Source organism: Eisenbergiella sp. OF01-20 (genome assembly GCF_003478085.1).
Taxonomy (GTDB): Bacteria; Bacillota; Clostridia; order Lachnospirales; family Lachnospiraceae; genus Eisenbergiella.
In genome coordinates, this window is sequence record NZ_QUES01000023.1 from 1,992 (window position 1) to 15,103 (window position 13,112).

13 protein-coding genes and 1 tRNA gene are annotated in these 13,112 nt (G+C 44.9%); all 14 read right to left on the reverse strand.

The window, feature by feature from the left end; all coding sequences use genetic code 11:
- Positions 1-458 precede the first annotated feature (458 nt).
- The 14 genes from DXA36_RS21700 to DXA36_RS21765 all read right to left on the reverse strand — a co-directional run bounded on the left by DXA36_RS21700 (position 459) and on the right by DXA36_RS21765 (position 13,060).
- The gene (locus DXA36_RS21700; RefSeq protein WP_118681549.1) at positions 459-800 is read right to left on the reverse strand and encodes a hypothetical protein; all 342 of its coding nucleotides are present in this window, start codon (positions 798-800) and stop codon (positions 459-461) included.
- A gap of 165 nt (positions 801-965) precedes the next feature.
- Positions 966-1,952 (reverse strand): FxLYD domain-containing protein, encoded by a 987-nt coding sequence (locus DXA36_RS21705; RefSeq protein WP_118681550.1) that lies wholly within the window; start codon positions 1,950-1,952, stop codon positions 966-968.
- Between the two features lie 646 nt (positions 1,953-2,598).
- Positions 2,599-3,033, reverse strand: coding sequence for a phage portal protein (locus tag DXA36_RS21710; RefSeq protein WP_118681551.1), 435 nt, complete (start codon positions 3,031-3,033; stop codon positions 2,599-2,601).
- Between the two features lie 493 nt (positions 3,034-3,526).
- Positions 3,527-3,739 (reverse strand): hypothetical protein, encoded by a 213-nt coding sequence (locus DXA36_RS21715; protein WP_118681552.1) that lies wholly within the window; start codon positions 3,737-3,739, stop codon positions 3,527-3,529.
- Between the two features lie 84 nt (positions 3,740-3,823).
- Positions 3,824-3,896 (reverse strand) — tRNA-Phe (locus tag DXA36_RS21720).
- A gap of 143 nt (positions 3,897-4,039) precedes the next feature.
- A complete protein-coding gene (locus tag DXA36_RS21725; protein WP_118681553.1) occupies positions 4,040-4,636 on the reverse strand; it encodes a GNAT family N-acetyltransferase in 597 nt (198 codons plus the stop codon).
- A 32-nt stretch (positions 4,637-4,668) separates the two neighbouring features.
- Positions 4,669-6,087 (reverse strand): phospholipase D family protein, encoded by a 1,419-nt coding sequence (locus DXA36_RS21730; protein ID WP_118681616.1) that lies wholly within the window; start codon positions 6,085-6,087, stop codon positions 4,669-4,671.
- A gap of 134 nt (positions 6,088-6,221) precedes the next feature.
- Complete coding sequence (locus tag DXA36_RS21735; RefSeq protein WP_118681554.1) at positions 6,222-6,923, reverse strand: GTP pyrophosphokinase; 702 nt, start codon at positions 6,921-6,923, stop codon at positions 6,222-6,224.
- A gap of 129 nt (positions 6,924-7,052) precedes the next feature.
- The gene (locus DXA36_RS21740; RefSeq protein ID WP_243114708.1) at positions 7,053-7,619 is read right to left on the reverse strand and encodes a GNAT family N-acetyltransferase; all 567 of its coding nucleotides are present in this window, start codon (positions 7,617-7,619) and stop codon (positions 7,053-7,055) included.
- Position 7,620: 1 nt separating this feature from the next.
- Positions 7,621-7,893, reverse strand: a complete 273-nt coding sequence (locus DXA36_RS21745) for a hypothetical protein (RefSeq protein WP_147366631.1) — start codon at positions 7,891-7,893, stop codon at positions 7,621-7,623.
- Entirely contained in the window at positions 7,859-10,459 is a 2,601-nt protein-coding gene (locus DXA36_RS21750) for a GyrI-like domain-containing protein (protein WP_118681556.1), read from the reverse strand. The genes DXA36_RS21745 and DXA36_RS21750 overlap by 35 nt, the downstream gene beginning before the upstream one ends.
- Positions 10,449-11,369 (reverse strand): hypothetical protein, encoded by a 921-nt coding sequence (locus DXA36_RS21755; RefSeq protein WP_118681557.1) that lies wholly within the window; start codon positions 11,367-11,369, stop codon positions 10,449-10,451. Before DXA36_RS21755 ends, DXA36_RS21750 begins: the two co-directional genes overlap by 11 nt.
- 31 nt (positions 11,370-11,400) lie before the next feature.
- Positions 11,401-11,913, reverse strand: a complete 513-nt coding sequence (locus DXA36_RS21760) for a GNAT family N-acetyltransferase (RefSeq protein WP_182479202.1) — start codon at positions 11,911-11,913, stop codon at positions 11,401-11,403.
- 19 nt (positions 11,914-11,932) lie between these two features.
- The gene (locus DXA36_RS21765) at positions 11,933-13,060 is read right to left on the reverse strand and encodes a hypothetical protein (RefSeq protein WP_147366632.1); all 1,128 of its coding nucleotides are present in this window, start codon (positions 13,058-13,060) and stop codon (positions 11,933-11,935) included.
- Positions 13,061-13,112 lie beyond the last annotated feature (52 nt).

Below are 13,112 nucleotides of genomic sequence, written 5' to 3' on the forward strand. Positions count from 1 at the left end.
ACGCAAAGTGGATGTTAATTTCAGAATGTGGATGTTAGTTTAAATATTGACCCTTTATTTCCCACAAAGAAAGACGCGCCTTCCGGGCTATCCTTACTTGCAGCAATGCTTGGAACTGAATATGCGGCAGGGCGGGGATTACCGGCCTGCATTATCTGCATGCCGGTTCGGTTTATAGGTTACCTCATAAAACATAAAAAACCCTTACAAATACCACAAAATAGTATTCGTAAGGGTTCATGCCCAGAACCGGAATCGAACCAGTGACACGAGGATTTTCAGTCCTCTGCTCTACCAACTGAGCAGTGACCTCTCGTGAAGCCCGATAAACACTGGACAACATACTTGTATTCGTAGGATTATATCCTGTTTCATTCGTAGGATTAATCATCGGAATAAGTTATATCTTACCATGTGAAATGCTAAAAGTCCCCTAAATTTGTATCTTCTATGTAAACTCAAATTCCTCTCGTATACATCAGCGAAAAGCAACTGTAATCTTCATTTGGCTCTGGTATAGACGCTATCTTATCTTTGACTTGTGCTATCCGCATTTCTATAAATTGATATGCCTGACCCATGTTGCTGAACTCTGTAGATATGGATGTCATTAGGTCTATATCATTGGCAACTGCTTCTAATACATCCAGTACAGTAAGCAATAATTGTTTTTGCATATCTTCTTTAATATATGCGTTCTCCGGCAATAGGTTGTTCTCCGTGAGGAACTGGATATATTGCTCGTCTGTGAAATACTGCTGATTGGATAACTCCATTTTTAATCTGTCTAATGTTTGCATTGTTGAACTCCTTTCGTTTTACGCTTCTCCTTCAATTGGAGGGCAACCGCTTTGCCATATAAATGAGTGTCCAAAATTGGACAGTGAGATAGGTGTGATTTTTCACTTATCTGTGCATTAAAAAAGGACTGTCCGTTGTGGACAATCCTTTCTTTGCTTGTTGATTTAATCATAGTCATATATTTCTGCTCTATAATATTCCATATTAGAATCTTTTTCTATAAAGCAATCGAATTTCGCAGATTCGTTCGGTTTTATACCCTCATCACCACAAGCGTAGGTTGTTTCAGTATCAAGCACTTTATAATTTTCATCCAATAAAGAAACTTTTACTTTAACAAAATATACTGTACTATATGTATTATTAGTAACTGTTCCATATATTTTATAGTTCTTTCCAGATGTAGTAATATCACACTCTTCTACGATAAGAGATGTTTTCCTTCTTTCTTCACGCATTTCTTCATTAGAAGAATAAGCAACACCTTTTACCAACTTATCTGCTGATTCTTCATTTGTATCTGCAACAAAATATTCACTCTTTATGTATGTTTTATATTGTTCCCATGATTCATAAGATGTCTTTGATTTTACATAAGATTCTACTGCGTCAGATACCCTAGTATCTACTTTATAATCCATGTCTACAAATGACATATACATACTTATATCATCTAAATCATCTGTTACATTTTCTATTGTGCCATCGCTTTCAAAACTACCATATACATAATCTACACTTGTTAATGTACTATCTACGCTAGACACACAAGTTTTAATTCTATCAACATATCCTTTAGAATCCTCGATCGCTTCTGCTATTTTATTCTCTTTATCTATGTACATTCCAAACAAAATTACAAGAGCTAATACTGCACAAGCAGCAACTCCCCATCCAAGTTTTTTCATAGGAGTACCAAAATACTTATTTATATTCTCTTTGTGTTGTTTTTCTTTGTCCTCTTGTAATCTCTTGCGTTTTTCTTCATCTGCAATTCTTTGTTTTTCACGTTCTTCTTCAAGACGCTTCTCTTCTTCCTCTTGCTTTACCTTATCATAGTATGCTTTTATTGCATAACCACAATCAGGACACATATCTGCACTATCAGAAACTTTTTCTCTACTGCATTCGGGACATTTAACAAGTGCCATTATGTTTCACCACCCTTTTTGATATTCTTATATCCTACAAAAACAAGACCGATTCCTACAACACAACAAATGATAGCAGCACCTCTAAATTTCCAAATTTTCTTCATATCATCTTCCATCATATCTTCATAGGTAGACGCTATACTTTTATAACAGCCCGAAAACATTCCGCCATATTTGGCTTCCTCCTACAATCATCATAACCTCTTTGCAATCTTCATAATGTTCTATATAGAATTTATAATCTTCATGTGAAATTCTAGTGATTGCAACAATGAAACAGATACAACCTATAATACACATCACTGTGCCTATAAGTTTCTTCTTCTATTTTAATGGGTCTATTGGTTCTTTTGCCACTTCAGGAACCTTCGATTCTGTTGGTTTTTTATCGGAAAAGCACAACAAGGACATACTGATACTTCACTATCAATTTCTGCATTACATTCTGGACATTTGATTAAAGCCATACCAACCACGCTCCTCTATAAGAATATATCTACATTATATCTTATATCTCGGGTCTTTTCCACAAAATATCACCGCATAACACACAATGCTACTTTATCATGCTTTATCCTATTTTTCAATATTTAGTATGAGTTGGTGATATATTATTTACGAGGTAGGTGATTGAATGAAACCATTAAAAAACAAGGTAAGTATTACATTGGATTGCATATAGTATCTTCATAGCAACTTCACTGATATTCGCAATATTTGTACTACTCCCTAACACAGACGGAATACATGATATATCCTTCAACATCTGTTTCAGATTATCTAAATACAATTTCACAGTATTGTAATCCATAGAAGTGCTAACCACCTTGAAATCTCCATTATCAAGGTTCAGCACATACCCTGTTGCATCTGCCGGTATACTGGATTCTATTCTTTGACCAATCGCCACAGGCATAGGATTAAGTGTATTTGCATAGATTGCATCTCCTAATTTACTGATTATATCCTCCAACTCATCCATAATCGGCTTAATATCCGTAAGCAAACTGACACCATAATTATAATCTTCATCACTGAAATTATGATAATGAACAAATATTTTCTGCAAGCGGAACATATCACCTCCGGCAAGAATCCACTGCTTTGCAAATGTATGTCTAAACAGGTGGCATGAGGTTTTATTGACACTTCTTTTGATATTGTATCTGCGTACCAACTGTTAATAGGTTCTCTCGATTGCTTTATCCCCATACTCATTGCAAAATAAATAATCTTCCGGCTCACCGCCCCTAATAAGCAAATATTCTTGCAGCACATCAGCAAGGGTATTGGAAAGCGGTATAATCTACTGTTTACGGTTCTTTATCTTACATAGGGTAATTGTCCCATCCTCAAAGTTTAAATTTCCTATATGGACGTTTAACGGTGTTGAAATACGGTTTCCAGTCCCCAGCAGATAGTTTTCAAATACCCAAGTTTTATATGCACTAAAGGAACAGTTGTCAACATCTGGCTTATGTAATAAGTTACACTCTATACAGTAATAAAGAAAAGCCATCTTCCTGCGTAAGTAACTGTTAATGGTAATATCATTGGCTTCCGTGTTCTCCCTAAGCCACAGGATATAAATCATCTACAGTATCAGACGTAATCTGTTCAATGGTTTCTTCCCCTGACAAAAACTCATAGAAATGCACTATCTTTTTTCGGTAACTCTCAATGGATAATTCGGTCAGATTTTTGACCTTACATTTACGAATAAATAACTTAAATGCTTCTTCGATTGTAGGCGTTGTTGACTTAGACATGGTAATTTTCTGCATATAGGACTATCTCACTTTCTGTGTAATAATCCTACGAAATTAAAAAACCTCTAAACACTGCGAATACAGTATTTAAAGGAAAAATGCCCAGAACCGGAATCGAACCAGTGACACGAGGATTTTCAGTCCTCTGCTCTACCAACTGAGCTATCTGGGCCTGCTGCAATAAATGATTACTGTAATCTGCAACATTGCTTATTTTACCGATTTTCTTTTTATCTGTCAAGATGCATTTTCATTTTCCGACAGCAATTTTATTATTAAATAACAGCTCAGAGGGCCGTCTGGACTATTACATTTTTACGCCTTAATAAACTGCATACTTTCTTCCAGAATATCCTCAATTCTCCCGCATTCAACTGCAGAACAGGGAAGAATTTCTTCCGGATCCTTCTCATGGATCCCAATATTTTTCACAAAGCAGGAAACGTCGATCCATTTCCCCATCTTATAGCCGGTTTCGCGGGAAATCCCCTCCAGACGGAATCCCATTGCCTGATGAAGCGCTTCGCTTTTTTCATTGGGGCTGGTCACCAGCGCATAGGCATTTTTCACGTTCTGGCATTTCAGAATCTCCATCAGCGCATGGTAAAGCGCCCTGCCCATTCCCAGTCCGGTATACTCTTCATGCACATAAACGGACAGCTCCGCATTCCACTGGTACGCGGCCCTTTCCTTGTAACGGTGGGCATAGGCATAGGCCAGGATTTTCCCACCGGCTTCACAAACCAGGTAAGGGTAGGAACCCATAATGCCGGTCATACGGCTTCGGAATTCCTCCAAAGACGGCACCTCATATTCAAAAGTAATTACCGTCTTTTTAATGTAAGGCTCATATATCCCCAGGATTTGGGAGGCATCCTCCGGGGCAGCCATCCGTATTTTTATCTTTTCCATTTTAGTCCATTCCTTTCTCCTATGCTGTTTTTTTATGCGAGTACCCGGACGGGCTGGAGGAGGAAGCCCACTATTTTCCATGCCGCCCGTTTTAGAAACGGCACCGGCGCCACAGTTATATGATCGGGGACAATATAGTCCGTTTCATCCACTACCGTACGGCAGTCCTTTTCGATGTCATCCATGTAATGAATCAGCTGCTCCGTAAGTGCCTCACTCTGGATCACCAGCATGAGTTCGGTATCCATATAGGTACTGCGCAGGTCAAAATTATAAGAACCAACGGCACACAGGTCGTTATCAATGACCAGTGATTTTCCATGGGTGGAAATCCCGCCGTCGTATTCATACAGCCGGATTCCTGTAGCCACCACATCCTTTTTATGATATTGATAATCACTGGAAGCCACGAAATTATCCCCGTTTTCCACGGAATTAATGACCATTTTCACATCCGGGACCGTGTCTGCAATCTCCGTAAGCGTTTCGTTCATATAGTCGTTGGTTACCACATACGGCGTATGGATAACCACCCGCTCTTGGGCCTGCTTCATCAGTTCGGTCAGCGTATAGAAAACAGCCGGTTCTTTCCCATAGATGCCCGTCGGACCGGATACCAGACGGATGCGGTTTGTAGGGCAGGTGTTGTTGCTGTAATCGTAGGTGCCGTCAAATAACCCTACCTGCTTTTCCTTAAGTTCTTCATAACGGCTCGCAAGCATATCTATCTGTTCCCTCACCCGCTTCTTCTTCTGCAGGCTCTCATCGTCATGGAACAGGCGGCATACATCTAGATTCCAGACCTGATGGAAATAAGCCTCCACCTGGAATAAGGAGCTTTCTTTGCTGTCTGCCCCGCCTTGTGCGGTGTTATAAATGAGAACCTCTCTGTCCAGGCTCTTATTTTTAGAATCGTAATCCCCCAGGAAGTAATCAAAGGTATTTCTGCCTCCCAGTATATAGGCATTGTCATCCACGATCACATATTTATCATGCATCCTTCCCTGGCTTTTCCAGGGCATAAGCAGATTGATGGGGTTATAGATCTTAATCTGGATATTAGGATGGGATGCTGCCGCATAAAAAAGAGGATCCGGCTCCATCCGTATCAGCCCGCTGAAGCCGTCCACCAGAATTTGTACCTTTACACCTTCTTCCGCCTTATGCCACAGCACAGCGAGTAAATCCTTCGTACTTTCCCCATTTCTCATATCAAAGGTGCTGAGTATGATACGGGATTTGGCTCCATCCATTAACCGGATGCGATGCTCCAGGGCGCTCTCACTGGTTTCCAGCAGCATGGCCCGATCCGGTCCGGTTCCGCTGCTCCTGAAATCTTCTGCACGGAAATTCTCTTCCGCCTGTCTGCTCACATCCTTATATTTCATAAAAGGGACCATTGCCCCTGCCACCAGATATACGACAATACTCACCACGATTATCAGTACCATCTGTTTTGCTTTTATTCTCACTGGTTATACTCCTGTATCCGCTGTATATAGTAGAATATTATAACGCACTTTGCCTTAATTGCAACCCGCAAAAAGGGCCGGATCCCTTCCCGGATCCGGCCTGTCCATTGTTCCTATCCCTGTTCTATTCGGTTTCGGATTTCCTGCATCCGTTCATCCATGCTGCTGATGATCCTGGCGCATTCCTCCAGTTCCCGGGCGATGTCGTCCGGATTATCGATATCCTTTTTGTATTTCAGCTTATGCTCCAGGCTGGCCCAGAAATCCATGGCGATGGTACGGAACTGTACCTCCACCCGCATGTATCTCTTACAGTTGGAAAGGAAGATAGGTACTTCCACTATCAAATGAAGGCTCCGGTATCCGTTAGGCTTTGGTTCCGCAATATAATCCTTCTTCTCAAGCAGCCGGATATCATCCTGCTTCACAAGCATAGCGGCCAGTGCATAGATATCGTCGGGAAAGGAGCAGATCACGCGGACTCCCGCGATATCATTCAGATTCTTTTCTATATTTTCCACAGAAAGGGGAATCCCTTTCCTGCGCATCTTATCAATGATGCTCATGGGCTTTTTTAACCGCGATTTAATGGTTTCAAAGGGGTTCCTGTTATAGGTAATGGAAAATTCCTCATCCAATACCCGAAGCTTGGTTTCCACCTCCATCATGGCGCAGCGGTATCTGCTCATAAGTGCAATAAAGGGTATGGCATTCTCCAGGATTTCCTCCGGACGTTCCCCTTCCAGAATCCTGGAAAACGCATCCCCTGTAAGCCCGTCAAATAATATATTTTCTTTGGTTGTCCGTTCTTCCATAATCCTATTCTTTCCTTTTCTTACCGGGATTTATACATTCTATACGGCCCGTCCGCCGTTCTCCCCTATCATAACACAAAAGAGGCGGCGGTGAAAAGAAAAAGCAGCGGCCGGCACATATTTTTCACCTTAATTGGCGAACCGGAAAACCAGCTTGGGCATACCCTCTATTCTTTTTTCCATATTACTATAACGGCCTCCGGTATACTCTCCTATCGTTTTTGTCCAGAAGTGCATCGCTTTTTCATTTTTGTTATCCGACTGGGTAAAAAGCATCCACCGGCCGTGATGCCGATCCAGGACTGCCTTGACCGCATGGGCGGCAATCCCTCTGTTTCGGTAAGGTCTCAGGATAAAGGTTTCATAAATATGGAAGTCCGTTTCCTCCGGTACAAACCTTCCGCTTCCTATCAGACAGAAACCTGCGGGCAGGCCATCAGCCATGATAATATATGGAAATAATTCCTCCGGGTATTCAAACCAGGCCTGCTGGACATCGTACTGTTCCTGCAATGTACGTATATTCCCTTCTTCAAAGATACCATATTTATTTGGCAGGGTTCCATGTATGCCTGCCAGATCATGCAAATATAAGGGATACATATTTTTTATAATAAATCCATTTTCCTCTGTTGCTAAAATAATTTCCGTTCTCATCCCATCCTTTTCTTTCTGTTCAGCCAGAATTACAGCCATTTTATAGTATATCCCAGCACGGGCGGCCCGCATTGATGCTCTTCGTAAAAGCGGAACGGATTTCGTCCATGTTTTCCTCGTTCTCCTCCATGATCCCGCAGCCATCCCCCGCATAAGCAAAGGCATAGCGTATGGTGTCGTCATGGCCGGCGTTCACTTGGGTGAGGACAAAGGAGGAGGGGCATTGCTCCGGGTGCCAGAGAATACCGAAGGACATACCGGAGGCCGCCAAGTATTCTTTATAGGCTAACCGTTTCAGATATTTCCTGCTCAAACACTTTCAGTATATCCCTGCAATAGCTGCCTGCTTTTTTGATTGCGTCGCTGACGGGCTTCATTCTTGCACTATCCCGGATTGCTTCAGGCGGCAGACTGAAACCACCCTCCATTCCTATGAGTTCCATGAACCCTTTTCCGCACTGCTTCTCATATATGGGAAGGAGCTGTTCAATGAAAGTGAGTTCGGTGTTGAACTCATAGGCCTTTTTCAGAAAATCCACGGCGCAAAGGTTGGTTCCCAGCATACAGAGATAGGTCCCGTGCATGTTCCAGCAGGTAAAGGACGGATCGCCGTGGGTATGGAACAGCTTGCTCTCCGCCGGGTATTTTTGATACCGGCCGTCCTCAAGGCTTTCCGCCCAGTCTATGAAAGCCTTTTCACCAAAGGAATAGTCCTCCGTTTCCTGTATCGTCATGAGAGCGGGAACAGCCAAAACGGCGTCTTTATATGCAACGGCCAAGGCTGGCTGTTCTTTTTTATCTCCAACAAAAATCAAATTACTGTAACTGTAGGCGGCGGGAGTGGTTTCTTCTCCCATAATGGAATAAAACCTTTCGGCATCATAGCCGCAGATGACGGCAAAGGAGCGGAAGGTATTCTCCACCCGTGCAATGACAGGAATGTTCCTATCGATGGATTCCCGAATCCGTTTTCCAAGCATTTCCCGGTTGCCTTCGGTTATTTTATCGTATGCATAGCCATAGCCGCAGGCGTCAAAGGCTTTTTTGAGGGCAGTATCCGTCATGATATCCGAATAGCACAGCACCATTTGTTCGGGATTTTTGCCGTACACCTGTAAAAAACTGTCGCCGGTGACGCCGGAAAAGAACCAGTAATCATAATCCGGGCTTTCGCCCAGGCACTCCATCAAATATGCCATACAGCCGTTCAGCCAGTAATTCTGCCCCGCCATATTGCTGATCATTGGATGGGCGGGAAGATTGGGTATCATTTTTTTCGGCACAGGATCGCCTCCTCCTCCTTTGCAAACTGCCGTCAGCTCCGCCAAAACAGCCCGATCGTTATCAAACACAATTCGGAACAGCCTCTTGATTTCATTGCGCGTTTCGGGGTTCAGCAAGCGTTTGGCCGCCTCCGGCGTTATCCAGTATCCAGTTTCCGGCCCAACACCCAGCAGTCTCCATATCTTCCAGCAAACTCCGTGGGTTTCATCGTTGTGATCGGCAATATATTTTTTGAAGAAAAGATCAGACAGCCTGCTTTTTAATGCCTGTTCCTCCGTCAGGCAGCTTATCATATTATCCATCGAGCAAAAGGCCTCTGCCGCGTGCCACCTTGCCTCAATCGGGACACCGGTGATCCCGCACATCATCATCGCGGTTTCCTCCGCGTTTTCAGGCGTTACCGCGTCCAGCTTCGCCATGATGTCATTTTCGAGCTTTGCGTGAGAGGGATGGCTGAGCGTTCTGATGATACGGTCCAGCACATCCATATAGGTAACGCTTTTTTCTTGGTGCCCGGTGATGATCACTGCGTCGATGAAGCTGTCCTGCCAGTTTTGCAAAAGAAACAATCCGTCGGAATATGCAGCGGTTTCCGAAAGTGAATTCGCATCCAATCCGCATAAGGCGCCGTCTTTATAGCCGGTAACGACCTGCCATGCGGTTTCCCCCGGAAATACCCCATGGCCGCCCAGCCGTGCAAGCACAGGATATCCCCTATCAATGGAGGCTGTGATGGCCTTATAAATTTCACTTTGATCTGCATCCCGCATAATTCTTTTCCACGTCAGCCCTGCAAAGCCCATGATATAGCCGATAAATGCATCGGGCCAGCGCCAGCCGATTTCCACGTCTTCAAAAGAATGGCAATCCACCTCGTCATCCTCCGGATAATCAAAGCCGAAGGCCGTCCCGGTCGCTGTTAACAGCGCATGATAAACCGACAGTTGATGTTTCTGCAAGGTGGTTTTATCGCCGCAGCCACCGCAGCCTATACAATATGCGGCCTTGGGCGGACACCAATAGGGCGTTTCTTCTGAATATCCGAGTATGGGGAGAAGCGCGCTTGCCAAGGCGCCGAAGAAAGAGTCGCTCTCCGCGTCGCAGGGGAATGGAACGACGCCACGGATCTGCTTTTGATTAAATGTATTCGGCCGGATTGGAATCAAAATATCGCATCCGTCATCTTCATCGCAATGCTCCATATCGTCAAATATCTCAAAGTCGCCCGGCAATTCCTCATTCACCCGGAAGCCGGACTCCGGGAGCCACTGGTTGTATGCGTATCCGCCGGGGCCGCCTACCGTACCCCTCTTTTCTTCCCGGAATTTTGCAAACAGGCTTTCTGGCAAAGCCTTCACAATAAGATCCTTTGGCACCGGAGCCTCCTCCGATACCTCAACGCCTGTGAAATAGCACCCGTCTGGCTGCCAAAAACCAACCATGCGAACCGGCGCGGACATATTGGGGATCTGATTTAGATTCTGCCGCAGCGTCTCCCGCAAATCCTCCAACGTTTTTGAAAAATCCTTGCTGAAATCAATCTGTGTTTCCAGCCCCACCAGTAAGAATTCCTTTTTCATTATTTCAGGTTTCATCGTACAGTCGCTCCTTTTTATTTTTATGAATAGGCTGGCATTTAGGGCAGTAGTAAACCACGCCTCCCAAATGCGGCTCCTTGACGATAGGCTCGCCGCAGCGGCCACAGGGTTTACCAAGGGTGTTTCGGCTGACTTTGGCAGCGTAAACTCCGGGATTTCCGAAGATATCCTTCCAGGTATCCAGTCCTCCCGCCTCGATCACCGCCGGGAATACTTTCTTGATTGCGGCGTACAGACGCTTATACCCGGCTTCACCTAAGGCCGCCATATCACTCTTGGGATTCACCTGCGCCTCCCACAGAATTTCATGCAAGATGGAGTTGTCCAAACCCGGAATACGATTGTTTGTTGCGAGGAAACATTTGACGGTTTTGGCGGGCTTTAATTTTGCCAGATCGGTGTTTTTTATCAGGTCAAGGAAAAAAGGTTCGGAAAAATCGTCCGACAATACCGACGGGGCATCCGGCGGCGGATAACCAACGGCAAGGCCCTTTTCATCTACCCGAAATAAATAGATCGCACCGCCAAGAGATCCGCACAGAGCCAGGGACGAGCCGTCGTCAAAGATGAGATACAGCTGGTGACGCTTCGGCGGCTTTTCACCCACAGCATAATAGCGTGTCGGCAGGCTGAACATCAGCGCACGGACGCCGACGTAAAGAAAATTATAAACGCCGTAGCTGCCCAAATGCACCTGTGAATCCTCAACCCGTTTGCCGGTCAGCAGCGCTTCATATTGTTCTGCCTGCCTGTGAGAAACCTCCGCCGCCACAAAAGCGTATTGCGGTTCTGTTGCGAACCACACAAAGGTGTGCGGATTTTGATTCGCAATTACTTTGACGATGGTTTTACCAACAACTGTGCTTTGCAGCTGATTTGAAATGACCTGATTCTCGGCAAGGCTCATCTTGATCTTCCCTCCTTTGATGCTTAATGTGCTATTTATCTAAACGTTCATATGCACTCGCTAAGAAGCTGATAGGATTTCCCTGTGCGTCATTACAAAAACTGGCTTCCAGAGACCGTGTTTTCGTAAAGCCCAATTTATCAAGAAGCTTTACAGAAGGCTCATTGCAATCCGCTGTTCCCGCTGTAAACTTTCCGATGCTGCACTCTTTCGTGTAATACTCTATCAAGGCGCGGCACGCTTCACAGGCATAGCCTTTGTTTTGGTAAGCTGAATGTATTGTATACCCAAGGTCGCGTATCGCTACATCATCCGTGCGGCTTGCGGCAATAAAGCCAATTACTTTCTTTTTATTGATGAGTTCCACGGCGTACCATGCATCATCGTTCATAAAATATGCTAAGATATCCTTGGGGCTGTCAATCGGCCACTGCGTATCATAGGGCGCATATTTTGACGACATCTTATCGTGAATCAAAAGGATTAAATCTTCAAGATCGTTTTCCTGAAATTGCCGTATAATGAGCCTGTCAGTCTTCAACAAAAATACCACCTCCGTTCTATTATTTCTTTTTCAGCCCGTATTCCAGCTCCAGAAGCTGCGTATAAAGCGGGACATACCCGGTGTCGAAAGCGTTGAAGTTAAAGCATTGAAAAGCGCAGCCGTCATGGGACTCGCCGTCAAGCGTCCAGTGCAGGCGGAACTTGCAGTATTCCTTTGTGGATCCCTGAAAACCGCAATACTGGCAGCAGCTTCTTGTAAACGGCTCCTTTACGGCAGCAGGCAGCTGTTCCACAAAATCGATGTATTTGTTCACGCCTTTCAGCTTCAGGATCAGCATATAATTCTTGCCCATCGCGGGAGATATGGTGTTCGTGATGCGGGCGATGCGCTTGCCCTTATACATATAATCACCGTTAAACGCAACGCCGCCGTATTTCTGCATTTCCTCAAAAAAGGCAATACTGAATTCTTTCAGCTGCGGGCCGTATTGCATGATATCGGCCTCGTCCCGCACCCAGGCCAGCATAGGCAGCTCCCTGAGGTCGGCGGTGATTTTATAGTCGAAGCGGTAAAAATGGTGGTGGAACTCCTGCGAGCTCAGCTTGACAAGCTCATTTCGTATTCCTCTGTTTTTGCAGCCTCCCCGGAACCTGTCCACCTGAGCCCAGCATTGGCAGTAGGCTTTTATGGTGTCGACCATCTCCGGGCCGTCCGGGAATTCCACAAGGAAGGATTCCGCGCCCCTCGCGATCATGCTGCCGTTAAAGTTGGAGATTGTAAAACCGAATTCACAAAGCTTTGTAAGAATCAGCCCATACCCGGTAATCGCCACCGGTGACTTGATCGCCTTGCGGAATTTCGCCGTATCTACCCGCAGGCAGTGGTTATTGACCTCTCCGTTAGCAAAAAGCGCGTTAAGCGTCTCAACAAAGCGGTAAACAGAATTGTAGCTTTCTCGCGCAAGGTCATTGTCTGTTGAGTCGATGGGAAGAAGCGCCAGGCCGTAAGCTTCCGGCTCTTTCGCCATATCGAGGTAACTTTTTTTCGCAAGTTCGCACAGCCGCGCAAAGCTCTCACGGTAATTCTCCGGCAAGATGGGGTTTAGGGGGTAATCGACCGGCACCGGCAGAATTTCTTTGGCGAATTCCTCCGCCTGACGCTGGGAATGGTATTGATATGTACCCATAATAATCTCCTTTTTCTGTATTACGTACGCATGCTCCTGGCAGAGAAGCCGC